Annotated in this window: 24 protein-coding genes; 16 read left to right on the top strand and 8 right to left on the bottom strand. The window is 41.2% G+C overall.

What is annotated here, in order from left to right; genetic code table 11:
* Positions 1–150: 150 nt before the first annotated feature.
* Positions 151–621: a GNAT family N-acetyltransferase gene (locus tag CDC33_RS20145; RefSeq protein WP_109010044.1), complete on the top strand. Its 471-nt coding sequence runs from the start codon at positions 151–153 to the stop codon at positions 619–621.
* A gap of 129 nt (positions 622–750) precedes the next feature.
* Here CDC33_RS20145 and CDC33_RS20150 read toward each other — a convergent pair whose 3' ends face one another.
* The 3 genes from CDC33_RS20150 to CDC33_RS20165 form a co-directional block, all read right to left on the bottom strand.
* Positions 751–2,142 (bottom strand): malic enzyme-like NAD(P)-binding protein, encoded by a 1,392-nt coding sequence (locus tag CDC33_RS20150; RefSeq protein ID WP_109010045.1) that lies wholly within the window; start codon positions 2,140–2,142, stop codon positions 751–753.
* Between the two features lie 659 nt (positions 2,143–2,801).
* Positions 2,802–3,911, bottom strand: a complete 1,110-nt coding sequence (gene psbA, locus CDC33_RS20155; protein WP_109010046.1) for a photosystem II q(b) protein — start codon at positions 3,909–3,911, stop codon at positions 2,802–2,804.
* A gap of 368 nt (positions 3,912–4,279) precedes the next feature.
* Entirely contained in the window at positions 4,280–5,272 is a 993-nt protein-coding gene (locus CDC33_RS20165) for a metal ABC transporter solute-binding protein, Zn/Mn family (RefSeq protein WP_109010047.1), read from the bottom strand.
* Positions 5,273–6,191: 919 nt separating this feature from the next.
* On the opposite strand from CDC33_RS20165, the gene CDC33_RS20170 reads away from it, so the two are divergent.
* The 4 genes from CDC33_RS20170 to CDC33_RS38940 all read left to right on the top strand — a co-directional run bounded on the left by CDC33_RS20170 (position 6,192) and on the right by CDC33_RS38940 (position 8,071).
* Complete coding sequence (locus tag CDC33_RS20170) at positions 6,192–6,527, top strand: hypothetical protein (RefSeq protein WP_109010048.1); 336 nt, start codon at positions 6,192–6,194, stop codon at positions 6,525–6,527.
* Positions 6,528–6,763: 236 nt separating this feature from the next.
* Complete coding sequence (locus tag CDC33_RS20175) at positions 6,764–7,114, top strand: YtxH domain-containing protein (RefSeq protein ID WP_109010049.1); 351 nt, start codon at positions 6,764–6,766, stop codon at positions 7,112–7,114.
* Between the two features lie 11 nt (positions 7,115–7,125).
* The gene (locus CDC33_RS20180) at positions 7,126–7,665 is read left to right on the top strand and encodes a hypothetical protein (protein WP_109010050.1); all 540 of its coding nucleotides are present in this window, start codon (positions 7,126–7,128) and stop codon (positions 7,663–7,665) included.
* A gap of 91 nt (positions 7,666–7,756) precedes the next feature.
* Entirely contained in the window at positions 7,757–8,071 is a 315-nt protein-coding gene (locus CDC33_RS38940) for a hypothetical protein (protein ID WP_181374087.1), read from the top strand.
* Positions 8,072–8,090: 19 nt separating this feature from the next.
* Here the strand turns inward: CDC33_RS38940 and CDC33_RS20190 are convergent, their stop codons facing one another.
* Positions 8,091–8,411 carry a DUF2281 domain-containing protein gene (locus CDC33_RS20190; RefSeq protein WP_109010051.1) on the bottom strand — a complete coding sequence of 107 codons (321 nt, stop codon included), beginning with the start codon at positions 8,409–8,411 and terminating at the stop codon, positions 8,091–8,093.
* Positions 8,412–8,904: 493 nt separating this feature from the next.
* On the opposite strand from CDC33_RS20190, the gene CDC33_RS20195 reads away from it, so the two are divergent.
* The gene (locus CDC33_RS20195) at positions 8,905–9,714 is read left to right on the top strand and encodes a TPM domain-containing protein (RefSeq protein ID WP_109010052.1); all 810 of its coding nucleotides are present in this window, start codon (positions 8,905–8,907) and stop codon (positions 9,712–9,714) included.
* A 128-nt stretch (positions 9,715–9,842) separates the two neighbouring features.
* Positions 9,843–10,472, top strand: a complete 630-nt coding sequence (locus tag CDC33_RS20200) for a precorrin-8X methylmutase (RefSeq protein WP_109010053.1) — start codon at positions 9,843–9,845, stop codon at positions 10,470–10,472.
* A 250-nt stretch (positions 10,473–10,722) separates the two neighbouring features.
* On the opposite strand, the gene CDC33_RS20205 is transcribed toward CDC33_RS20200, so the two are convergent.
* Together CDC33_RS20205 and dapB are read right to left on the bottom strand one after the other, a co-directional pair.
* Positions 10,723–11,409, bottom strand: coding sequence for a DUF8619 family protein (locus CDC33_RS20205; protein ID WP_109010054.1), 687 nt, complete (start codon positions 11,407–11,409; stop codon positions 10,723–10,725).
* Positions 11,410–11,441: 32 nt separating this feature from the next.
* Complete coding sequence (dapB, locus tag CDC33_RS20210) at positions 11,442–12,278, bottom strand: 4-hydroxy-tetrahydrodipicolinate reductase (RefSeq protein ID WP_109010055.1); 837 nt, start codon at positions 12,276–12,278, stop codon at positions 11,442–11,444.
* Positions 12,279–13,159: 881 nt separating this feature from the next.
* On the opposite strand from dapB, the gene CDC33_RS39880 reads away from it, so the two are divergent.
* The 4 genes from CDC33_RS39880 to CDC33_RS20225 all read left to right on the top strand — a co-directional run bounded on the left by CDC33_RS39880 (position 13,160) and on the right by CDC33_RS20225 (position 15,751).
* Positions 13,160–13,315: a hypothetical protein gene (locus CDC33_RS39880; RefSeq protein WP_219930052.1), complete on the top strand. Its 156-nt coding sequence runs from the start codon at positions 13,160–13,162 to the stop codon at positions 13,313–13,315.
* A gap of 589 nt (positions 13,316–13,904) precedes the next feature.
* Entirely contained in the window at positions 13,905–14,135 is a 231-nt protein-coding gene (locus tag CDC33_RS37875; RefSeq protein ID WP_146195843.1) for a hypothetical protein, read from the top strand.
* A gap of 381 nt (positions 14,136–14,516) precedes the next feature.
* Positions 14,517–15,062, top strand: coding sequence for a photosystem II reaction center PsbP (gene psbP, locus CDC33_RS20220; protein WP_109010057.1), 546 nt, complete (start codon positions 14,517–14,519; stop codon positions 15,060–15,062).
* 95 nt (positions 15,063–15,157) lie between these two features.
* Positions 15,158–15,751: a Maf family protein gene (locus tag CDC33_RS20225; protein ID WP_109010058.1), complete on the top strand. Its 594-nt coding sequence runs from the start codon at positions 15,158–15,160 to the stop codon at positions 15,749–15,751.
* A 49-nt stretch (positions 15,752–15,800) separates the two neighbouring features.
* Here the strand turns inward: CDC33_RS20225 and CDC33_RS20230 are convergent, their stop codons facing one another.
* Positions 15,801–16,028: a hypothetical protein gene (locus CDC33_RS20230; RefSeq protein WP_109010059.1), complete on the bottom strand. Its 228-nt coding sequence runs from the start codon at positions 16,026–16,028 to the stop codon at positions 15,801–15,803.
* 201 nt (positions 16,029–16,229) lie between these two features.
* On the opposite strand from CDC33_RS20230, the gene CDC33_RS20235 reads away from it, so the two are divergent.
* The 4 genes from CDC33_RS20235 (at position 16,230) to CDC33_RS20250 (ending at position 21,515) form a co-directional block, all read left to right on the top strand.
* The gene (locus CDC33_RS20235; RefSeq protein WP_109010060.1) at positions 16,230–16,967 is read left to right on the top strand and encodes a phycocyanobilin:ferredoxin oxidoreductase; all 738 of its coding nucleotides are present in this window, start codon (positions 16,230–16,232) and stop codon (positions 16,965–16,967) included.
* A 954-nt stretch (positions 16,968–17,921) separates the two neighbouring features.
* Positions 17,922–19,346 carry an HlyD family efflux transporter periplasmic adaptor subunit gene (locus tag CDC33_RS20240; protein ID WP_109010061.1) on the top strand — a complete coding sequence of 475 codons (1,425 nt, stop codon included), beginning with the start codon at positions 17,922–17,924 and terminating at the stop codon, positions 19,344–19,346.
* 177 nt (positions 19,347–19,523) lie between these two features.
* On the top strand, positions 19,524–20,678 hold the full coding sequence (gene devC / locus CDC33_RS20245; RefSeq protein ID WP_109010062.1) for an ABC transporter permease DevC: 1,155 nt from the start codon (positions 19,524–19,526) through the stop codon (positions 20,676–20,678).
* A 126-nt stretch (positions 20,679–20,804) separates the two neighbouring features.
* The gene (locus tag CDC33_RS20250) at positions 20,805–21,515 is read left to right on the top strand and encodes a DevA family ABC transporter ATP-binding protein (RefSeq protein WP_181374088.1); all 711 of its coding nucleotides are present in this window, start codon (positions 20,805–20,807) and stop codon (positions 21,513–21,515) included.
* Positions 21,516–21,601: 86 nt separating this feature from the next.
* Here CDC33_RS20250 and CDC33_RS20255 read toward each other — a convergent pair whose 3' ends face one another.
* Positions 21,602–22,417: a hypothetical protein gene (locus CDC33_RS20255; RefSeq protein ID WP_109012651.1), complete on the bottom strand. Its 816-nt coding sequence runs from the start codon at positions 22,415–22,417 to the stop codon at positions 21,602–21,604.
* Positions 22,418–22,521: 104 nt separating this feature from the next.
* Here CDC33_RS20255 and CDC33_RS20260 point away from each other — a divergent pair, with 104 nt between their 5' ends.
* Positions 22,522–23,319 carry an HAD family hydrolase gene (locus tag CDC33_RS20260; RefSeq protein ID WP_109010063.1) on the top strand — a complete coding sequence of 266 codons (798 nt, stop codon included), beginning with the start codon at positions 22,522–22,524 and terminating at the stop codon, positions 23,317–23,319.
* Positions 23,320–23,468: the final 149 nt, after the last annotated feature.

Below are 23,468 nucleotides of genomic sequence, written 5' to 3' on the forward strand. Positions count from 1 at the left end.
AGTCGAAAAATCCTTGCGATAAAGAACTACTATAAATAATCCAATCACCAAATGGGAACGAGTGTTTCGCCAGTCCTCCATCTGACACACCCCATAATTAAGCGGCCGAACTGTAAAATATGCTCATCAACTGCAAAACCAGGCTGTTTTATGATCCGACTTACAAAACCCGAAGATGCAGCAGCACTGATTGCCGTAGCCAACACAATCGGTTTTGAGCCGAATGAGCTTGAGGAACTCGGCAACATGCTGGCTGACTACCTCGAGGGCAACAGCGACAGCGAACGCTTCTGGATCACCGACGACGATGACAAAGACGGGCCAGTGGGGGTCGCCTACTGTGAGCCTGAACGGATGACCGATCAGACGTGGAACCTACAATTGATCGCCATTCACCCCGACCACCAGGGACAAGGGCGCGGTGGGAAACTGCTGCGCTACGTTGAAGAAACTTTGAAGGCATGCGGTGGACGAATGCTACTGGTAGAAACGTTAGCGAGCTTCGAGCGTACACGCAGTTTCTATGCGAAGTACGGCTATGAAGAGGAGGCTCGCATCCGAGACTTCTATACGGCGGGGGCTGATAAGATTGTGTTTCGTAAAGTGTTGAATGCGGACTAGATCGCAGTAACCCATGATTAACAATTCAAAATTCACGCATTGAAGAGAGTTTCAGACGGGGACTGTTACCCCGACTGAAGACGTACCGAAAATCTGGGATGATGCCACGTGTTCCCCAGTCTCTTTTAATTAATTCCGAGCGATACCTTCTTGACGCGCTGCTTGTTGTACAGCAGCAGCAACAGCAGTAACAACGCGCTCATCAAAAACGGAAGGTATAATATGTTCCCGATCCAAGTCTGAAGGCTTAACTAAAGAAGCGATCGCACTTGCAGCTTCTAGGTACATTGTGGTGGTAATTGTCTTTGCCCGACAATCTAAAGCACCACGGAACACTCCAGGAAAAGCTAAAACGTTATTGATTTGATTTGGGTAATCACTGCGACCGGTAGCGATCACAGCTACATCTTTGCTGATTAATTCAGGCTGAATCTCTGGAATCGGATTTGCCATTGCAAAGACAATTGGCTCTTTCGCCATCGATTGCACCATTTCTGGTGTCAAAACTCCTGGTGCGCTGACTCCAATAAATACATCTGCCCCTTGCATTGCACCCGCTAATGTACCCTGAGCTTTCACGGCAAATTCAAGTTTTTCTTCTGTCAAATCGGTACGACTAGTAGAGATAATTCCTTTAGAGTCGCACATCCAGATTTTTTCTGCCCCAGCTTTCCTCAGTAACCGAGCGATCGCCACTCCCGCCGCCCCAGCACCATTAATCACGATGCGGATTTCCGCCATTGATTTATGTACCAGCTTTAGGGAATTAAACAATGCTGCCAAGGTGACAATTGCTGTACCATGCTGGTCATCGTGAAAAACGGGGATATCTAACTCTTGGCGCAATCTTCTTTCAATTTCAAAGCAGCGAGGTGCAGCGATATCCTCTAAATTCACACCCCCAAAAACTGGCGCGATATTCTTGACTGTCTGAATAATTTCTTCTGTATCTTGGGTGGCCAGACAAATGGGAAAAGCATCTAGCCCTGCAAATTCCTTGAACAGCATTGCTTTGCCTTCCATGACTGGGAGAGCAGCATCTGGGCCGAGATTTCCCAATCCCAAAACGGCGCTACCATCGGTAACAATGGCAACAGTGTTTTGTTTGATGGTTAACTTATAAACTTCCTCTGGATCTTGAGCGATCGCTGTACAAATTCGACCAACTCCGGGTGTGTAAGCCATTGCTAAATCAGACACACTTTTTAAGGGAATTCTGCTGGTAATGCTGATTTTGCCACCGCGATGTAAATTAAAGGTGCGATCATAGACACTGAGTAACTTGATGTCTGGCAATGCTTTGACTGCTTGCACAATGGTTTCAGCATGTTCAGTACTAGCAGCATCAACAGTAATATCGCGGGTGGATTCTTTGCGGGTTTGCTCGATTAAATCAATTTGACCGAGATTACCGCCAGTAGTTGCGATCGCCTGAGTTATCGATGCTAACATCCCCACACGATTGGGAATCTGCAAGCGCAGTGTCAAACTAAAACTAGAATTAGGAGTTAGGTTTGCCATGTTGATTTTGGATTTTAAGTTTTAGATTTTATATTGAATTGAGACAAAAACTAAAATTTTAGAGTTGTAATCAGTGAAAATACAATGAATATTAACTCTGGAGAGAACCGTCAGTAGTTAGTTTATTCACTGCTTACAGTTTTAATAATTATTTTTATTTATACCAATGCATTTACTAATATAGATGAGTAACAATTTAGTAATTGTACCCAAATACACCAGATATTTTTTTTAAATTTTATCTGTGTAAATTTTTATATAAAAAAGCGCCCTCTTGACAGAGAGCGCGGTGAATTTTAAATTACAACTAACCTTGACACTCTGCGGTCTAAAGACACGCAGATTCTCTAAGACTTAGCTTAAAAGGGATAGTCAAATATCCCCCTAGACGCTCAAAACAACTACCAGTACGAGAGATATTGCAATTGCGCTTACTTAGAATGCTTTCCGAGTTCATCACTTGCCAGTTCGGTGCGCTCCGTGCTTTCCCATTACTTGTTTGCCCAGAGCTGCAATTTGTGCAGGTACGAGGCAAGTCAGGGGTCACTCCTTACAAAACACTTCTTAGCGCAGATGATTATTCCTACTCGCACAACAATATTATCATTTTTCACGGTGGTTAAAACCACCCGTGGCGCGTTTCCTCCACTGCCTGAAAGTCAAGTGGCTTCCACGCGTTCCACAATGTTGTTGTGAATTGCAGGTGCTATCGTTGCCAGAGGTACTGCCTCACCAGCCGCTAAATCTAAGGGGAAGTTGTGAGCATTGCGCTCGTGCATCACTTCTATACCTAGATTGGCGCGGTTTAGCACATCTGCCCATGTATTAACTACATGACCTTTAGAGTCAAGAACTGACTGGTTAAAGTTGAAACCGTTGAGGTTGAACGCCATAGTACTGATGCCCAATGCCGTCAACCAGATACCAACTACAGGCCAAGCAGCCAAGAAAAAGTGCAAGGAACGCGAGTTATTAAAGCTGGCATATTGCCAGATTAAGCGCCCAAAGTAACCGTGAGCCGCTACGATGCTATAGGTTTCTTCTTCTTGACCAAACTTGTATCCGTAGTTTTGAGATTCACTTTCAGTCGTTTCTCTAACTAAAGAGGAAGTCACCAAAGAACCGTGCATCGCGCAGAACAGGGAACCACCGAACACTGCCGCCACGCCCAGTTGATGGAATGGGTGCATGAGGATGTTATGCTCGGCTTGGAATACCAACATGAAATTAAACGTGCCACTAATGCCCAAAGGCATCCCGTCAGAAAAGCTACCTTGACCAATTGGATAAATTAAAAAGACAGAAGTCGCAGCAGCTACAGGAGCAGAGTAAGCAACGCAAATCCAAGGACGCATCCCCAAACGATAGCTTAACTCCCATTGCCGACCGAGCCAGCAGAAGATACCAATCAGGAAGTGCAAGACAATGAGCTGATAAGGGCCGCCGTTGTATAGCCATTCATCCATTGAAGCAGCTTCCCAAATGGGGTAGAAGTGCAAACCAATGGCATTAGATGTGGGTACAACAGCACCAGTGATGATGTTATTGCCGTATAATAAAGAACCAGAAACTGGCTCCCGAATGCCATCAATATCAACGGGTGGTGCGGCAATAAAGGCAATAATGAAACAGATGGTAGCGGTCAATAGGGTAGGAATCATTAAAACGCCGAACCAGCCGATATAAAGCCGATTGTCGGTGCTAGTAATCCATTGACAGAAACGATTCCACAGGTTGCCGCTTTCGCTTCTTCCTAAAGTTGTGGTCATAACTGTGTTGTTTATAAATCGCTGACAACAAACTTTCCCAATTTTTAAGAATTGAGAATTAAGCTGTTTTCAAAGACTTTCGCCAAATACCTTCCCCCTAATCGCCGGGACTCTCCGGAATTACCTCACACCAAAAATGCTGTTAACTAATTTCCCAAGGGAGACTGTCTGAAAAAAGGGAAAACTTTCCCGGCTCCTAATATCACGTTTTACATTAATAATTTGTATTTTTCAAGACATTATTTTTAAGTTTTGCTAAGTTAAACGCTCAAGAAACTCAGCATGTACTTTTGAATTTAATCCTTGTTGCAGTACTGCTATAACTTTTGTCATATCTCCTGTGATTAGTGAGGTGACAGCTATAATAACTACTTAGCAGCTTTCGCTTTAAACATTAAATACGTTCCTCCTAACCCTTCTACAATTGTGCGTGTATTGGCAATCATCATTTTTTGATAAGTGTCCGCCTCGCTTCCGGGTTCACCAAGTCCCTCGGCATACAACTTCCTGTCAGAAATTTTTACTGAGGCTTGTTTGGCTACAGTTTGAAGCAAATTAGGGTTAATTGCCGCCTCTGGAAAAATTGTTGATACTTTAGCTCGTTTAATATTTGTAACCAAATTTTTCATTCTTGCATCTGTCAGGTTTTCGTTAGAACTAATAGCTTGTAATCCCCCTGCTAATGGAATACCGTATGCTTTAGCGTAATAACTCAGTGCATTAGAGGTTGTAACTAACTTGCGTTCTTTGGCAGGAATACTAGAAATTCTTGACTTAATCCAGCTATCGAGTTGAGTGAGTTCATTTGTGATTCTTTTGCTATTGCTGGTATAAGCCTCTGCTTCGCTAGATTCTAATTTTCCCAGGTTACTATTAATTACTTCCACCATCCTAATAGTATTCTTGGTATTGTGCCAAAGATGAGGATTAGTTACATTCTTGTCCCCTTTCTGAAATTTTTGTGGCTTAGACACCGCAACTTGACCAACAGCTATTTTCGGTGCAGTGTTTTTAGTCACTTTAATTAATTTGATCAGATTTGGTTCTAAATTATAGCCACTATAAAGAATAAGATTAGCTTGCTCAATGGCTCTACGATCTTCCTGCTTTGGTTTATAAAATTGGGGGTTGGCACTAGGGTCAATTAAACAGGTGAGGTTAACTGTATTTCCGGCAACTTGTCTGGTTAAGTCACATAATACACTTGTAGTTGCAACGACTCTGGGAAGATTCTCATTTACCTGAGTGGTAGTCTGAGTAAATGCAGTTCTTGCAGTTTGATTTCCACATCCAACAAATCCAATCGTCAAGGCGACAAGAATAGCTCGGAAAGAATTAGTTGATGGTAATTTTTTTGACATCCTAAACTCCTACTGGATGTATAGAAATAATGATTATCAGTAACGGATTAGTTAAATACCAGGTGGAAGCCTTCCAATACGGTTCGGATAAGCATTTTTCACTTTCCTTGTGGTCTGGGGAAAGGGTAAGGGGTAAAGGGTAAAGGATGTATTGAAAACCTTTCCCCTTTTCCCTTTGCCCTTTAACCGAACCGTATTGGGAAGCCTTCAACAAAGAAGAGGTTAAAGGCAATACGCTTGAGTTAAGGCTTGATCCTTCTTAACATTTTTTAACGAAGAGGGAATTAGACAAAGCCTTTTTAAGGGAAGAAGAATTAATCAACTCTCTCCTTTCCCCATCGCACACCCAGCAATTTTTGCTTGGTGAACTTCAAGTGAGGTTTTTGCAAGCAAAATCTTAGTTAAGTTCAGGCGACAGAATAGAAAACTGGTAGAGGTAAAAGCACAATAATAAAGGTGATACTGGGGAGCCTCTGGTAAAGAGTGTAGTGTAGTTCTCTTACCGTCTGAAGGGGCTATACCATTGTGCTTACATTCCACAAAGGTCGCAAATGATTTAGGATTATCAGGTTAAGGAGTGGAATGTAGTAATGCTGGGGCTTATTGAGCATACGGGTTGATTTCGCAAACCGAGTCGTGAATCTAAGGCAATTGTAACTGTGGTTTTGCAAACTGTGGGCATCTGGTGGTTACAAAATTGGCGAATTGGTAATTTTTTAGCCATCAGCCTTTGTTAGACTAAATTTCACCCAGTAAAGCCTTCAATAACGCTCAGAGCATCATCTAACTGCTTTTTATTGCATAATCCTGGCTATACTTTATGGCATAAATTCTCTTTTTTAGTTTCTTAATCATTAAATAAGAATCAAGTCAAGTATATAGAAAAATTCCTCAAAGCTGATACTGGTGAACAGAAAGAATGGTAATTTTAGTTATCCTCATTAACACCCTGATTTCGCTGATACTACTATATGTAGCTAGGCGAGTGTGGCAACTCAAGCAGCAGTTAACATACATAGCAGATAGGTTAACCGCTTATGAAAGTTGCACCCATGCAGCACTGAATAAAGCACCCGAAAATATTTATCTCAGCCAAAAGAGTATTTATAACTTACGGCAGAAAAATCAAGTACTAAAAATGCAAATCCAACAAATACGGCAAATTATCAGTCTACTTTTGCTGGGACAGCAAATCTGGCAACGTTATTTTCGTAGGCTAGAGTTAACACCAGCGAAAAGAACTGTTGGAAAATGAGTTATGCCAACACATGAACATTTATAATTAGTGCTGACACAGGGACGCGGTGACACGATGAGACGGGGACACCGTGAATTTTAAATTATAAGTAATTAATGGTTTTGATATTTTAATGAATAAAAGCAACATTTTTGGCTGATATGTTGTCACGATAGATTACCTGAATAAAATGGGTCAAGTCTTACAAGGAGAGAAAACCCACCTAAAATGGGTGTAAGGAGAGAAACAACAAGATGTCTAATAACCGTTCTGGAGTATTTTTTGGCGGTTTGATGCTGGGAGCTACTATCGGTGCTTTGACCGGTTTGCTAGTGGCTCCGCGCACAGGGCGCGAAACGCGTAAAATTTTGAAAAAATCTGCCAATGCTATCCCAGACTTGGCAGAGGATTTATCAACGAGTGTGCAAATCCAGGCAGATCGTCTATCTGCTAGCGCACTACGAAACTGGGATGAAACTTTAGATAGATTACGGGAAGCGATCGCAGCAGGTGTAGATGCCAGTCAACGAGAAAACCAAGTCTTGAAGCGGCAAACATCTGTTGAAGACTCAGATTCTCTTCCCCAGCAATTAGAACGCTCATAAATGACACAACCGTGATTGAACCCCTGTTTTGGTTGGGACTTTCCTTACTCTTAGTCGCCACAAGTTTGACTGCGGTTTTAGTGGCGGCAATACCGGCTTTGCAGGAGTTAGCACGCGCTGCCCGTAGTGCAGAAAAGCTATTTGATACACTATCGCGGGAGTTACCGCCCACTTTAGAGGCTATCCGTGTGACTGGTTTGGAAATCACTGACTTAACTGATGATGTCAGTGAAGGTGTAAAAAGTGCTAATAAAGTTGTCAAACAAGTCGATCAAAGCCTTGATAGTGCAAGAATTCAGGCTCAAAATCTGCAAGTAGGTACACGCAGCATCTTTGTGGGCGCAAAAGCTGCTTGGAAAAACTTCACGCGCCAAAAACCCACAAGGCGAACAGGCGATCGCTTGCCAAGCAATGAAAAACCACCACTAACGTTGCGAGAACGAGAAGTACTCAAGCAAGAAAATCGCCGGAGCAAAACAGAAGTGTACCGCACTAATGACGGTTACAGCGATGCCGCTAGCTGGGAAAACAATTTTGATGATGAAGATTGACCAAAAAAAGGGCATGGGGCATTGCTAATCTTCCTTGTTGCGATGTCAAAACGTACTATTTCATTAGCTAAAAAAAGTGATTTTTTTGTTTATGGATAAACTTTGGCATTGTATTCGGCAATTTGGGAAAACAGGTGAAGCATATTTTAATGAAGCCGTCTTTCTAGGAGAAATGTGCTTGTTCCCAAATTTCTGTTATGAACCAAGTACATACGAAGTTGTTTGCAAATTTGTAGATAGCTTTAATAAGCAATATAAATCTTGGGACAGTTCAGTAGGGGATTTATTTGTATTTGCAAAACCTAGCGGAGATCGCAGTTTTGATAAAGGCTACATTCGCTTTTCTCCAACTTCATTTACGCGATGGATAACATTTGCCTCACCTAAAATAATGGCACTACAATGATTTGTATCGAGTAAATGCATTATTCAAATAGGTTTTCGTCATCAAATTTAGCTTGACCACGGGTAGCATATACTGCTTGAAGGCATTCTTCAAAGTCGTCACCTTCCCAAGTGCCAGCGTGTCGAAGGATGGAGCGCCCGGAAGCAGGACGGTATGTAAGTTGCTCTTGATCGCTAGAAGTTTCTCTAGAATCCCTTAAAGGGATAGTTTCAAGCTGACCTGCTTCCAACTCTTTTTTTGTATAGTTAACCTTAATAGAACGTATCAAATCAAGTGCTTCTGTTAGCAACTCCGGCGGTAAATTTTCTATTTCTTGGATTAATAATTCTTTGTTAGTCATCTCTCACCTCTAATCATTCATTTCGTATTGTATGGGGAACTCCGCTATGGCTTAGTCAGCCCCAACCTTTGGGGACGCTGCGCGAATGGGGAAGTCAAAAGTCACGCATTCAAAAGTCAAAAATTTACTAACCCCATAAATAAATTTATTTGCTCTGTACCTTTTTATTTCTGGTCAATTTTGAGTTGTTAATTTTTTTCTGATGATAATAATAAAGGCAATCATAGGCATAAAACGATAACATAATAACTCTCTATCGATCCACAATTATCATTTACATTAAAAATATTTTGTGTATTTAAACTGATTGACAAAATACACCTCATCTGCTGTTAAGCACGAACACCACTCCCGATCCCCACTACCCAAAAACGTTTTGCTTTGATCCCTTAGATTAGAGTAAAGTAAACAAGTGTAAAGAAGTATCACTTTTCCACTACTCTTTTAAAACAACTTGTTCGCTTTTACCGTTAATATTTGTATAAAAACGTTCATGCAATCTTGTTTTTGGCGACGAATTCTGGTATCCATTGCAGTATTTTTTCTGGCTGGGTCAATTTGGGTCATGCATTCTCCCCCAGCACTGGCTTATGACAATCCTGAGTTACTCCCTGACACCTTTACCCCAGTTGTAGACTTAGCAAAATCTCTTCCTGTCCTCCAAGAAGAAAAGCTTGTCAAAGATTTAGAACAGTTTGAAGCTGATACGGGTTGGAAACTGCGAGTATTGACCCAATATGACCGCACTCCAGGTCGGGCAGTTATAAAATATTGGGGTTTAGATGACAAAAGCATTCTACTCGTTGCCGATTCTCGTGGCGGTAACATCCTCAGTTTTAGCGTCGGCGATGCTGTTTATGAACTTTTACCCCGGACGTTTTGGATAGAACTGCAAACCCGCTTCGGTAATTTGTACTTTGTCCGAGAACAAGGCGAAGACCAAGCCATTTTGCAAGCTTTAGAATCCGTTAAAGGCTGTTTACTCAAAGGTGGTTGCAATGTTGTCCCCGGACTGCCACGAGAGCAATGGATTCTCACCTTGATTACCTCAGTTATTGGTGGGGTGATTTGTGGATTTGCAGCTCAACCCCGCGAGAAAGGACAAGTTTTTGCTTGGCAATGGGCTTTAATTTTCTCACCTTTGTGGGGAATCTTGTTTCTTGCCTTTGGCATTGGGCCAGTGGTGACACGCACAAGCGACTGGTTACCTCTAGTTCGCAATATCTCTGGGTTTCTTATTGGGGTCTTGGTTGCTTACCTATCCCCTGTTTTCAGTCGGTCTTCTTCCAGTAATGAGATATGAATGAGTAGCGATTAATCTCGTCTGTACAGGAGTTAGGAGTTTTTAATTCACTTATAATTCTTAACTCTTAACTCCTAACTCTCTGAAGCTGATAAGCTGAAAGCTAATATTTGAGAAGCTCAACAAAAATGGAATGGCACGTAACTGATGCTCAAAGTTTAGCAATCATTGATAGTGAAATTGAAAATCATGTCTTTTCACCCGCAGAGTATGAGATTGTACGTCGGGTAATATACTCTACAGCTGACTTTGAGTATAAGTCTTTGATTCGTTTCTCTGAGCGTGCCTTGCAAGCAGGAGCAGCAGCACTAGCCGCGCGTACTACAATTGTGGTAGATGTGCCAATGGTGCAAGTAGGTATTGCCTACGAGATTCAAAACACCTTTGCTAATCCCCTGTATTGCAGCATGGAAGCTCTGACACGTCCTCAAAAAGAAAAGACTCGGGCAGCATGGGGAATAGAAACCTTAGCAAGGCGTTATCCAGAGGGCATTTTTGTGGTAGGACAAGCGCAAACAGCACTAACAGCACTGGTAGATTTAATTGAAGCTGAGGAAATTAGACCTGCTTTGATAATTGCAACTCCAGTGGGATTTGTAGATGTTGATGAAGCGAAGCGACGTTTACAAGACTCTCTAGTGCCTCACATTACAATTGATAGCCGCAAAGGTAATGCAGTTGTAGCAGCTGCGATCGTTGATGGATTGGTAGACTTGGCTTGGCAAGCCTATGGACAAGATAGAAATCGCGGGAGTTAGGAACGTCGGCTCTATCGGACTCTCTATAACAAATACTATTTTAAAATATTCAAGATCCAGATATTTTTGTTAAGGGACTTCCAAAAATTAAATTACTCAATTCCTGTATCCAATACGACTATCCGATTTCTTCCCCTGCTCCCTCTGCTTACTAAAATGATTGATTATTTTTTTATTTGGAAGTCCCTAATTAGTGCCGAGCAAGGAACCTAGATTATCTCGTTTGTAAATCTTTTGATTGTTGACTAGTTTACTCTTCTGTGCGACGACGCCGCCGACGCGGCTTTTGTTGTTGGTCTTCACGCAAGCGGCGACCAACTTCGTTAAAGAAATCTCGCCGTAAATAAGGATAATCGCTAACCCACAGGTCACGGCTAGGAAAGTATATATCGCTGAATTCTTCAATAATGCTCAAATCTGAACGATTTGACATCACTACCATTTCTGCAATTTGACCGCGAGTTATAACTTTGTATGCAGAACGTAATGGTGCTACAAACTCAATGCTAAATCCTGTTTCATCACCTACCTCTAGGTTAATCTGTTTTTCTCGATTTTCTATAATTACCAATTCGCCTTTGCTGTTTACTGTTTCGGTTTTACCCATCAATTGGTCTGTAATCCACCAATCTAGCACTCGACCACGGAAAAAGCCGCCATACTTGTAACGGCGGCATTGTAAATTCCGCATACTTGCTTGAAACACTGGATACCACAACCAAAAAAAAGCGCTAATTACTCCCACCACAAATACTATTGAAGCAAACTCAAGCTTAAAAATGACTATTACAAGCAATATAACAACTACGGCAACTACAGAAATTAACAGCCGTTGCAAAAAATTTGAGAACTTCCCCCAGTAGTACTTGTACTGCAAACCAGTTGCAATTAGGGGGACAACTTGTTCAAATTTCTGGCGAGTCAGTGGTACTAACATGAGTGCTGAGTGATGAATGAGCAATAGTGTGTTTAAAGTATCTTTTCTAATCCATATACTAACGACTTTAGCGCTAAGATTTTGCGAATCGCTAGTAGCACTCCTGGCATATAACAAGCGCGATCGCTCGTATCATGTCGTAAAGTATAAATCTGTCCTGCTGCGCCAAAAATAACTTCTTGATGAGCAATCAATCCTGGCAAGCGGACGCTATGAATTCTAATTCCTTCATCTGCTATACTACCCCTTGCTCCTGCTAATTTCTCGGTTTCTTCTACAAGAGCAGGGTTAAAAGTTTTACCCAATTCTCCTAATAACTGCGCTGTTTGGATGGCAGTACCACTGGGAGCATCAGCTTTTTGGTTGTGATGTAGTTCGATAATTTCTACATGGTCAAAATATTTAGAGGCTGCGATCGCAGCTTGTTGCAATAGCACCATGCCAATGGAAAAATTAGGAATAATTAGACAACCAGTGCTAGCTTTGTCGGCAAAGTCTGCCAGGTCTTGAATTTGTTCTGGACTTAACCCAGTGGTGCCAACTACAGGACGAATACCGTAGGCGATCGCACTACGAATATTGTCATAAACTGAATCGGGATGGGTAAAGTCTACAATCACTCCTGGAGGAGACTGTCTGTCGCCAGCCACATACCCCAACATCGGTTCCAATTGATTCGTAATTGGCACTTCCAGGGGTTCGCTTAAACCCGCCAACTCTCCAGCGTCTTTATCTTGATGTTCTAAACTGTGGTCAATTGCACCCACTAGGTTTAAGTCTGGCGCTTGCGCTACTGCCTTAATCACCTCACGGCCCATTTTACCAGCAGCACCGTTGACAATAACCGGGATAGGAGCTTGATTCGTCATAGGTCGAGAAATATTTTTTGAGGTAACAAAGGAATTGTAAAGACTTTGGTGATCTAGTAGCTAGCTTCTCAAATCTCTGGCTTAATTCCAACTACCCTGATTTATGTAGTTAATCGCTCAGTCTTTCTACTCTTTACAGTAGATGGATTCTCATTTTCATCTCACTATCTTAGCCAGTAACTATTGTATTTTCGCTACTTCACCTACCACACCTTCAAAAATAATCCCATACTGTCGCTGATAAGTACTTCTTATGAGAGTTATCAGTCTTTTTTTGTCAAGTCTAGTTGACTATTTGTAATATTATTGTTATATTTATTTACATAACTTAGCAAAGACCAAACTTAACTATCTAACTGGTTTTAGCTAAGAAAAAAAGATTTCGGCATCCGTATATCCCATCGACATTTGGAATTCTCCCATCTACCTCGGCTATCAAGTCGGGGTTTTTTGTGTTTTCAATTAGCCTTTAATTTCTTTGACTTTCTTTTGTCATCTTTAAGATGACTTTCGCTATTAAGCTAAACCACATCTAGTTTGCATATTCAAAATTAATATAACTCTTGTGGGGTGGGCCGAAAAGCCCGCCCTAATTATGCAAGATTATTTGTGGAACAGCTTATCCGTAGGTTTCTAACCGATGGCGGCTGATGGTTCAGGCGAGAGATTGGAAATTACGTATTTGACAACACTGTGCCAATCTGGGAATTTTGTACGCTCAGACCGAAAGCTTTTTCAGGTAAGGTTTGTAGGAGATACACTGAGTAGCCATTGTTACCCAGGTATCAAGCGTGTTTTAGTCCTGAATTCTGTATTCTGAATTCTGCTGTAAATGGGGACGAAAAATTAAAAATAAAAGCAATGCTGCTATTACAAACTAAATGTGGTACAACTTAACAAACAAGATGCACCACCAACTACATCTGAAATCGGTGTTGATGTTGGGTTGGAGTATTTCTATGTATGATAGCAATGGCAATCATAAAGAAAACCCGCGATATCTTCGCTCATCAGAGAAAGATATCAAGCGGGTGTAACGTAATATTTACAAAAACAAAAAAGGGTCAACCAGACTAAAGAAAGCGCGTGGCATTAGATGCCCGCAAACATTTGAGACTAGCAAGACAAAGGAATGAACACGCAAAGAAACTTGCGCGTAACTTATGCCTAGCGAAGAGGATGTTTGAAAAGTATTGTTATTAACATCAAAACCTCAGAAACCTAATCACCCGAGCAAGCTTTCGCTACAAGGGATGGGGGTTTCAAAGCCTCTCTCCCTATGGGCTACGGTATATACACAAGTCTGAAATAGCTTAATCACCTGGTTTTTAGCGTCAGTTTTACCCCACCCTAACCCTCCCCGACGTATTAGGGAGGGAACAAGATTTCTTATTTCACCCCTTTATAAGGGGTGATTAAGGGGGGTAACTCGACTTGTGTATACACGGTAGCCCTATGGGGGATAGGTTTGGAGAACGTAAAGTTTGAGCGTCGGCTGACGGGGATCAAACCTTTTCAATAAAAGGGTTTTGAGTATACTTTTACAACTTTTCAAACAACCTCTAAGCATAAAGCGAGTTTAAAAACACGCCCTAGCGAGGGAATGTTGGTATAGATTGAGTAGTTGTGCTGGTTCCAAAGTTAACGTCGAAAGAAGGAAACGATCCGGTAAGGCTGGAAAAACTATTTGAGTTAGCCAGTGTAGCAGAGCCGTTGGGGTTAAAGTTCGCAACGGTAGTTACTCCACTTGAAGTTCCTTGGAATACGGCTGGAGGTGCTGATTGTCCACCAACTATATTTGCTTCTAATGCAGGTTCTAATTCTTGGTATGTTAAACCAGCGATTATCATCGTTTAACTCCTCATGATTATTTTACCTCGGCACTCTGATAATATCAGATTTTCAACTAATAAATCAAGCATAGATCAAGCAAATACGACATTAGCCGGAAACGAAAGCATACGCGATTACTTTATGCATTTCACACCGCTTCATCAGTAAGGTGATAAGCTGTCGCGCATTTAAATTTGATAATTTAGCGACTGAAACTGTTTCCTGTCTTAGATTGCCTTGTAAAACTAGATGACGAACAGCTTACATCAAAGAGTATTTGCCGACATTTGAGTATTTATCTCTCCCGATATAATGCCTCATCTGAAGCGTGCCGCTTGGTGGGAGAATAATAACAAGAAATGATACAAGCCTGGTGTTATCTCCAGCCTAAAGGAACCTGTAAAAATGTGGAAACGAATTATATTAATTTTGCTATTGGTGTTGAGCTTCAGCCTAAGTAATTCTGATGTAGCGGCAGCATCTGGGCTCAAAAGCTTTGTAGACACTAATGATGGCTATCAGTTTTTATATCCTAACGGCTGGCTGCAAGTTAAAGTTGCCAATGGCCCAGATGTAGTTTTCCACGATTTGATTGAGGTGTCTGAAAATGTTTCTGTTGTGATTAGCCCAGTACCAGAAGGCAAAACTTTGTCAGAATTGGGAACCCCAACAGAAGTAGGATATAAGTTAGGAAAAGCAGCTCTTGCACCTCCTGACTCTGGTCGTTCAGCTGAATTAGTCAATGCTGCACAGCGAGAAGTAGATGGTAAAATATACTACCTTTTAGAGTATGAGGTTAAACTCCCCAATCAACAGGAACGACACAACATTGCCAGCGTCGCTGTTAGCCGTGGTAAAGTTTTTACCCTCAACGCCTCAATTCCTGAAAAACGCTGGCCGAGAGTTAAACGAATGATTGATGAGGTTGTCAATTCTTTTACTGTTTATTAATGGAGAATAGGGAATAGGGAATAGAGAAGAAACTGAATTACCAATGCCCAATGCCCCATGCCCTATTCCCAATTACAAAGTTTGTCGGAAATATCATGAAAATTCCACCTTTTGTACTTGCCTCAGCTTCCCCAGCCCGACGCCGCTTGTTACAAACTGTTGGTATTGAACCGATAGTTCGAGCAAGTGATTTTGATGAATCGCAAATTGAATTAAGTGAACCAGCAGAATTGGTCAAAACTCTTGCCCAATACAAGGCACAAACTGTAGCACCACAGTTTGAATCGGCTTTAATTATGGGTTGTGATTCGGTTTTGTCGATGAATGGTGAAATTTACGGCAAACCACCAGACACTTCTGAAGCGATCGCTCGTTGGCAGATAATGCAAGATAACTTTGGCGACTTGTACACGGGTCATGCCTTAATTGATATATCTCAAAACCGTACTATAGTCAAGTGTCAAGTTACAAGAGTTTACTTTGCCCAAATGAGCGATCGCGCAATTCTTGCTTATGTTACCACTGGTGAACCCCTTAAGTGTGCTGGAGCCTTTGCAATTGAAGGTTTTGGTAGTTTCTTTGTCGAAAAAATCGAAGGCTGTCACACCAATGTTATTGGACTCAGTTTACCCCTGCTACGGCACATGCTAGCGGAACTAGGATACGATGCCACTGATTTCTGGCAATAGTCTTTTGTCTAAAGTTATTGACCAATGACAAATGATAAATGACAAATGACTAATAACTAAATTGCTTAATATTGAGTATTGCCTCTCCATGATCTGGAATCCAGGCTAACCACTCATCTGCTGAAACCGGACACAATAAAAGTGCTTCGTCAAAACTAAAGGGGTTGGGAAGTTGCAAAAGCTTCACCCAAGTAGAAGCTCTTAACTGCTGCAAACCTTCCAGATTCTGTCTTTTTGGTTGCACAGCAAAATCTGGTCTGCGAAAATCTAGTTTCATAGCTTTCTATTAGCCTTTCCGAATGGGCTAATCCAAAATTAATTCTGTAACCTAGACTACAAAATAAATAATACTTCTGAAAAGCATCTGTCTTATAAATTTACGTTGGCTGGGTGCAAGTGTTTGCTTATATTGCAGACCACAACAGCTATGGCACAACAGGTTGTAGACTGGCCACTAGATCGCATTGCCAACTAGAATATGTCATTTACTTCTATACCCTCGCTGCGTGAGCAACAACATCCCCTAATTCGTCAGCTAGCTGACTGTATTGAGGCAGCTTGGCATCAGCACCTGGATTTATCGCCCTACCATTTGCCTGATGAGTTGGGATATGTGGAAGGTAGACTAGAAGGGGAAAAATTGACGATTGAAAACCGTTGCTATCAAACGCCACAGTTCCGAAAAATGCATTTGGAACTGGCAAAAATCGGAAATATGCTGGATATTTTGCACTGCGTCATGTTTCCCCGTCCAGAATACAACCTGCCGATGTTTGGTTGCGATTTAGTTGGGGGTAGAGGTCAAATTAGTGCAGCGATCGCAGACCTTTCTCCGATCCAATTAGGGCGAACCTTACCAGAATCTTATACTTCTGCGCTGACACGGCTAACAGTGCTTAACTTTTCCCAACCCCGTGAATTACCTGAATGGGGAGATATTTTTTCGGATTTTTGCATCTTTGTGCGCCCCAGTTCCTCAGAAGAAGAAACAATATTTCTCTCGCGGGTGCGAGAATTTTTAGACATTCACTGCACCCAAGCGATCGCCTCACATCCTGTTTCATCTGAACAAGTTACACAAAATCTCGCCGGACAACACAACTACTGCACTAAACAGCAGCAAAACGATAAAACCCGCCGCGTACTAGAAAAAGCCTTTGGCCCAGCTTGGGCAGAAAATTACATGACCACAGTTCTATTCGATCTCCCTACTTAATCATCTGCCTCATCCCCTTCATCTGTAGGCTCTGTTACGTTTTCGCGTAACGGATAAATGTAGAATTCATTCAACGAGAGTTTAATGGAGTTCCAAAACAGCAACAGGGAGAATAGTAAGGTCTTTGAAGCGAATATTACAAAACGGTTTGTTGTCTTGGTAGGTAGTGCAAGCAACTAGTCCTGCTAAGTCATTGACCAGAAAGTTAAGGAAACTCTAATGTTAGAAATGCTCAAGTTGACAGATATTTTTTAGTTAATTAATCCTTGATTCACTTAAGGAAGACTAACTTTTGTACCAAGATTGTATCCAGCAAAGGCAACAGTCTATTTTTGACGTTTCTTTTCAATTTTTTGACTAACTATAGCCGTAGTGAATGTAGCAGTATACCGCATCATACCAATTTAGGATTTTGTGTACAGACACAATACATCGCGTCTCTACATCTAGATTTATACTGCTTGTGAATTTTGCTAACGTCCATTGCACTCATGTCTCAATAATACTCAGAGTTATTGAATAGCCAGCTACTATAGCGTTTCTAGGTTTCAATACAGACCTAAGCCCCAGCCCTTTAAGAGCCAATACTTTTCGGTTAAGGGGGAAAGGGGAAGGGGAAAAGGAGAAAGAAAAACCTTTAACCTTTACCCAAAACCCAATTCCAAGTTAAAAATGCTTAACCGAAAAGTATTGCCTTAAGAGCTAGCGTTGGGGAGTAATATTCAAAGCCTCTCTCTTTTTAGGAGAGAGGAATGGAAGTGAGGTCAAAATGTATTGCATACAAACAAGAAGCACTATAGAAAACACCATTTTGTAAAGCGTTCATCACGCGATGGATTTTAAGCCATACCCAGCTTTAAACCACTGTTGTTTGTCCTAAGCGGCTGGCTGTTGATTAAAAACCTTTTTATTTTTACTTCCATCAGCACAATTCAGTTAAATGGGCAACATACTATGTCAAGGGTGACTGAAAAGCCAAAGCCAAGTGAGCAGGCATTTAATCAAGAACAACCTAAAATTTGGTGGGGTATTGCTGTAGCCGTGCCAATAGTAATCGCTGCTGGGATACTAGGTACAGCTAAAATCGAGCAGCTGAGAAAACTAACTACATCTGCCCCCGTAATGCCATCTACCAATAGCATTAGTGCTGTTGGGCGTTTAGAACCGCGAGGCGAAGTTGTTAAATTGTCCGCCCCATCATCAGGATTAGCACCATCGTCACGAATTCAGCAACTTCTAGTGAGAGAGGGTGAACAGGTAAAGCAAGGCCAAATTATTGCGATTTTGGATAACCGCGATACCCAAATAGCCGGACTACAAGAGGCAAAAGCCAAAGTGCAAGAAGCCCGTGCCAATTTAGCGCAGGTCAAAGCTGGATCTCCAAGAGATATTCAAGCCCAAAGAGCAGTTATTGCTCGCCTACAAGCGCAGTTAATTGGGGAAAGGAATGCAGGGCAAGCAACGATCGCACGGATTGCAGCTCAGTTAAGTGGTGATAAACTTGTCCAACAAGCAACTGTAAATCGCTTAGAAGCTGAACTCAGTGGGCAAAGAGATGCTCTCAGAGCAACGCTTGCACGTATTAAAGCTGAACAGCGCAATGCTCAAGTCGATGCTGGACGCTATGATTATTTATACAAAGAAGGTGCTATTTCTCAGCAAGAGCGAGATAGAAGACGCTTGAGTGCAGTAACTTCTAATCAACAGGTGGCGGAAAGTCAAGCTACGCTAAAACAAACATTAGCAACTCTACGACAGCAACTTGCCGAAGCCAGAGCTACCCAAATACAAAATTTAGCAACTTTGCAACAACAGCTAATCGAAGCCAAGGTTAACCGTGATAAAACCGTAGCAACTTTGCAAAGACAAATCGATGAAGAAAAAGCCAAACTGAGCAGAATTTTAGACGTTAGTCCTACCGATGTGCAAGTAGCGCAAGCCCAAGTTAGTAATGCGATCGCAAATATCAGAAAAGCCGAAGCAGAACTAAGGTTAAGCTACGTTCAAGCACCAATCGCTGGAGAGATTTTAAAAGTTTACACCAAATCAGGCGAAGCGATCGGTGCAAATGGCATTGCTGAAATTGGACAAACCAGCCAAATGTTTGTGATTGCTGAAGTTGCCGAAGACAGTATTGGTAAAGTGCGTGTTGGTCAAAACGCCACTATCAGCAGCGATAATGGAGCATTTAGCGGCGAATTAAAGGGAACTGTAACTGAAATTGGCAGAAAAATTGGTAAAAAAGATGTGCTGAATACAGATCCAGCAGCAGATGTGGATGCCAGAGTCGTAGAAGTAAAAATTGCTCTGTCTCCAGAAGATAGCCAGAAAGTTTCTGGTTTAACTTACGCCAAAGTTGTTGTTGATATTAATAACTAATCAAGTTATAGGTGAGCATTCATATCAATTCTTGATTTGATATTTTGGATTTACAATGCTCTTACTTAGGCTTTTTTCAATTCAAAAAACTTTATCAATTCGGTAACAAGATATCAAAATATATTCAATGGAAAATCTAAAATCTAAAATTTCTAACTGTGCTTGGATGCCTATAAAATGAGTCAAAAAATACCTCTATCGTGGCTACAACTGACAAGAGAAAAAACTCGCCTAGCTGTGGCTTTAGCAGGAATTGCTTTCGCTGATATTTTAATGTTTATGCAACTCGGTTTCCGGGATGCCTTATATTATAGTAACGTTCGATTCCATAACAGCTTGCAAGGCGATATTGTTTTAATCAACAGTCAATCTAATGCTGTTCTGGCGATGAGGAGCTTTTCTCAAAGACGGTTATATAAAGCTTTAGAATTACCCGCAGTCCAATCAGTACATCCGATATATTTAGACTTTACAATTTGGAAAAACCCTGTAACAGGCCGCCCTCGTAGTATCCTGATATTTGGAATGAACCCAGAAACTAACCTAGTTAATTTACCTGGAGTTCAAGAGAATTTAGATAAACTTAAACTACCTGATGTAGTTCTATTTGACCGTTCTTCTAGAGTGGAGTATGGGCCAATTGCTGCTAATTATGAACAAGGTAAGACTGTAACCACAGAAGTGCGAAGGCGGCGAATTAAAGTCGTAGGACTATTTACATTAGGTGCATCATTTGGCGCAGATGGTAATTTAATTACAAGTGATATTAACTTTCTGCGGATATTCAGTAATCGTCAAAAAGGATTAATTGATATTGGACTAATTAGATTAAAGCCGGGAGCTAATGCTAATATTGTTGCCCAAGAATTACGAAAGTATTTACCCAGTGAAGTAAATGTGTTAACTAAGGAAGAATTTATTGAGTTTGAGCGAAACTATTGGGCAAATAGTACAGCTATCGGGTTTATTTTTACATTAGGGACTGTCATGGGTTTCATTGTGGGGACTGTGATTGTTTATCAAATCCTTTATACAGAAGTTGCAGATCATTTAGCTGAGTACGCTACTCTCAAGGCGATAGGCTACACGCAAAACTATTTATTGACAGTTATTCTTCAAGAGGCTTTATTATTAGCAATTTTAGGATATCTTCCGGGAATAGTTTTTGCTTTATTTATGTACAATAGCGCTAGAAATGCAACATTACTACCAGTTTTTATGAGTTTTGATCGGGCAGTAATGGTGTTGATTTTGACTATGTTAATGTGCATTATTTCTGGTGCGATCGCAGTCCGCAAATTACGTTCTGCCGATCCAGCAGATATATTTTAATTAAGTCAATATTAATTAAAATAACTTATTAGTAACTATAGTTTATAATCAATAATTAAGAAAGCTTGGTTTTTGGTAGGCACTACAGTTACGTTTCAAAACTGTTAACTTATAACTAATAAAAACATGATAGAAAAAGAACCTGTAATTGCCATTAAAAATCTCAACCACTACTATGGCAAAGGGGCACTGAGAAAACAGATATTATTTGACATCAACCTAGAAATTTATCCAGGTGAAATTGTAATTATGACCGGCCCATCAGGTTCAGGCAAAACAACACTACTGAGCTTAATTGGTGGTTTGCGGTCTGTACAAGAAGGAAGTTTGAAATTTTTAGGTGAAGAACTCGTTGGCGTCAGTCAAAACAAACTGGTGCAGATGCGGCGCAACATTGGTTATATTTTCCAAGCTCACAATTTGCTAGGGTTCTTGACAGCAAAGCAAAATGTGCAAATGGCTGTAGAATTGAATGATAATATTTCTAAAACAGAAGCGGTGGCTAAATCAAAAGCCATGCTAGGGTCTGTTGGTCTAGAAGAACGAGTTGATTACTACCCAGATAATCTTTCTGGTGGACAGAAACAAAGAATTGCGATCGCTCGTGCTTTAGTAAATCGTCCCCCACTGGTGCTAGCAGACGAACCGACAGCTGCATTAGACAAACAATCAGGACGCGATGTCGTAGAAATAATGCAGAGTTTAGCTAAAAATCAGGGAACTACTATCTTATTAGTGACACACGACAACCGCATTTTAGATATAGCCGATCGCATCGTAGAAATGGAAGATGGTCTTTTAACCCGTAATTCCCCCAATGCAGTTATTCAGCCATGATTTTAGTCATTAGTCATTTATCCTTTGTGAATGACCAATAGCTAATAACTAATGACTAATGACCAATGACCAATGACAGCCATAATTTATTGTCTAGCCGAGCCTGATTTTTTCGGTTGGTTTGGCTGAGTTGGAGCATTTGGTTGGCGACTAGTACGAAAAGTCACATTCACGCCTTCATTTGATTGTTCTAGCACCAGTAGAGGCGTAGGTTTAGCCTTTTGATCCCAATGCATAGTAGCAATCCGACCTTGAATTGTTGGTTGCCAACTATCCTCATTTTCTATGGGGCTTAGGTAAGTTTCTATACAGTCAATAATTTGACTGATAGTTGCAGAAGTCGCCTGCGTTGGTAACTTCATTAACCGGATTTGAATCCGAAATAGTACTTTTTTAGCACTGTTCGGTGGAGTACCAGTTTCATACTCTACATCAAAAATTTCATCTACTTGTCGTCCAGCGCTATTAGCAATTCCGACTGATCCAAGTTGTGCTTGATTTGGACGCAGGGCTTGAGTAACTTTTTCTTTAATCTGAATCTTTATTTGATTAAGGATTGCAAAATGAAACACCTCTTCTGCCATCCGCATACGCAGATAATCCAGGTTAAAGTCTCGTGAATTGACCAAATCAGGATTAGTTTCCATTTTGCGAATCGTTTCCAGCGCCAGCTTAAATTTTTTCTCTAATTCTCGCGCACGGAATTGTTCAAACTTAAGTTTTTTCTCCAGCTTATCCTTCTGGAGCTTACTATATACAATCAAAGCAATCACCGCTAAAGCCAGCCCTCCTGAAGTTACCAACAATAATGGTGGTATTTGAGGATTACTTGCTGGCACTTCCTGGGATGCCTTTTTAGTCTTTGTCCCGGAGGTTTGGGCAAGAAATATCGAAGTGGACATGGTTGGAAACTGAAAAACTTGACTCCTGATGTTTAGGATGCCCAAATATTCAATGCCATCTTGCTGTATCATTAATATTTTTTACAGCCTTTTACAAACCACCTATGTCTAGACATCAGAGCATCCTTGCCCTGTCTGAGTTTTCGTCTACAAGCTTTAGCAATATTCGTCTGATAGCCACAGACATGGATGGCACTCTGACTAGACGAGGAAAATTTACTCCTGCACTGCTGCAAGCTTTAGAGGATTTAGCGGCAGCTGATATTAAGGTGCTGATTGTCACAGGACGTTCTGCTGGGTGGGTGAGTGGATTGAGTGCGATTATGCCAGTGGCAGGTGCTATGGCAGAAAATGGCGGTTTGTACTTTCCACCTGGAAACCAGAAACCAGTAGTCTTAACATCTATTCCCGATTTAGATAAACATCGCCAGCACTTGGCTACAACTTTTGAGAATTTACAAACTAAATTTCCCCAAATCCAAGAATCTGCTGATAATCGCTTTCGCATCACCGATTGGACTTTTGATGTAGCTGGTTTGAGTCAAGATGAACTACAAACCCTAGAGAATCTTTGTCAACAAATGGGTTGGGGATTTACCTATAGCAACGTGCAGTGTCACATTAAACCCCAAGGACAAGATAAAGCTGTGGGATTGTTACAAGTATTGCGCGAATATTTGCCCCAGTACTCACCAGAACAAATTGTTACTGTGGGCGATAGCCCGAATGATGAAAGTTTATTTGATTGGCGTTATTTTCCTATTTCTGTAGGCGTGGCAAACGTGCTGGAATATGTGAATCAGTTGAAATATCTCCCTGCTTATATTACTAACGCCCCCGAAGGCGAAGGATTTTGTGAGTTATCTAGCTATATTTTGAAAAGCTTACACATCTCAAGTTAGAGAGAAGTAGAGTTCTTCTACAAGAATTTCGTCACACAACTCCCAAGCGTTATCAGCAAGAAATGAGTAGTATTTTAGACCATACATAAAAACGTTATGGCGTACCCAATTGTTGAGTGGCGGCGCTATTTTCTCGCTCTCATGTCAAC

The sequence above is a fragment of the Nostoc commune NIES-4072 genome, assembly GCF_003113895.1.
GTDB lineage: Bacteria > Cyanobacteriota > Cyanobacteriia > Cyanobacteriales > Nostocaceae > Nostoc > Nostoc commune.

What these genes read in the sequence shown, in the direction of transcription:
- CDC33_RS20145 (WP_109010044.1), top strand. Translation starts at nt 151, where the DNA reads ATGATCCGACTTACAAAACCCGAAGATGCAGCAGCACTGATTGCCGTA.
- CDC33_RS20150 (WP_109010045.1), bottom strand. Translation starts at nt 2,142, where the DNA reads ATGGCAAACCTAACTCCTAATTCTAGTTTTAGTTTGACACTGCGCTTG.
- psbA (WP_109010046.1), bottom strand. Translation starts at nt 3,911, where the DNA reads ATGACCACAACTTTAGGAAGAAGCGAAAGCGGCAACCTGTGGAATCGT.
- CDC33_RS20165 (WP_109010047.1), bottom strand. Translation starts at nt 5,272, where the DNA reads ATGTCAAAAAAATTACCATCAACTAATTCTTTCCGAGCTATTCTTGTC.
- CDC33_RS20170 (WP_109010048.1), top strand. Translation starts at nt 6,192, where the DNA reads ATGGTAATTTTAGTTATCCTCATTAACACCCTGATTTCGCTGATACTA.
- CDC33_RS20175 (WP_109010049.1), top strand. Translation starts at nt 6,764, where the DNA reads ATGTCTAATAACCGTTCTGGAGTATTTTTTGGCGGTTTGATGCTGGGA.
- CDC33_RS38940 (WP_181374087.1), top strand. Translation starts at nt 7,757, where the DNA reads ATGGATAAACTTTGGCATTGTATTCGGCAATTTGGGAAAACAGGTGAA.
- CDC33_RS20190 (WP_109010051.1), bottom strand. Translation starts at nt 8,411, where the DNA reads ATGACTAACAAAGAATTATTAATCCAAGAAATAGAAAATTTACCGCCG.
- CDC33_RS20195 (WP_109010052.1), top strand. Translation starts at nt 8,905, where the DNA reads ATGCAATCTTGTTTTTGGCGACGAATTCTGGTATCCATTGCAGTATTT.
- CDC33_RS20200 (WP_109010053.1), top strand. Translation starts at nt 9,843, where the DNA reads ATGGAATGGCACGTAACTGATGCTCAAAGTTTAGCAATCATTGATAGT.
- CDC33_RS20205 (WP_109010054.1), bottom strand. Translation starts at nt 11,409, where the DNA reads ATGTTAGTACCACTGACTCGCCAGAAATTTGAACAAGTTGTCCCCCTA.
- dapB (WP_109010055.1), bottom strand. Translation starts at nt 12,278, where the DNA reads ATGACGAATCAAGCTCCTATCCCGGTTATTGTCAACGGTGCTGCTGGT.
- CDC33_RS39880 (WP_219930052.1), top strand. Translation starts at nt 13,160, where the DNA reads ATGTGGTACAACTTAACAAACAAGATGCACCACCAACTACATCTGAAA.
- psbP (WP_109010057.1), top strand. Translation starts at nt 14,517, where the DNA reads ATGTGGAAACGAATTATATTAATTTTGCTATTGGTGTTGAGCTTCAGC.
- CDC33_RS20225 (WP_109010058.1), top strand. Translation starts at nt 15,158, where the DNA reads ATGAAAATTCCACCTTTTGTACTTGCCTCAGCTTCCCCAGCCCGACGC.
- CDC33_RS20230 (WP_109010059.1), bottom strand. Translation starts at nt 16,028, where the DNA reads ATGAAACTAGATTTTCGCAGACCAGATTTTGCTGTGCAACCAAAAAGA.
- CDC33_RS20235 (WP_109010060.1), top strand. Translation starts at nt 16,230, where the DNA reads ATGTCATTTACTTCTATACCCTCGCTGCGTGAGCAACAACATCCCCTA.
- CDC33_RS20240 (WP_109010061.1), top strand. Translation starts at nt 17,922, where the DNA reads ATGTCAAGGGTGACTGAAAAGCCAAAGCCAAGTGAGCAGGCATTTAAT.
- devC (WP_109010062.1), top strand. Translation starts at nt 19,524, where the DNA reads ATGAGTCAAAAAATACCTCTATCGTGGCTACAACTGACAAGAGAAAAA.
- CDC33_RS20250 (WP_181374088.1), top strand. Translation starts at nt 20,805, where the DNA reads ATGATAGAAAAAGAACCTGTAATTGCCATTAAAAATCTCAACCACTAC.
- CDC33_RS20255 (WP_109012651.1), bottom strand. Translation starts at nt 22,417, where the DNA reads ATGTCCACTTCGATATTTCTTGCCCAAACCTCCGGGACAAAGACTAAA.
- CDC33_RS20260 (WP_109010063.1), top strand. Translation starts at nt 22,522, where the DNA reads ATGTCTAGACATCAGAGCATCCTTGCCCTGTCTGAGTTTTCGTCTACA.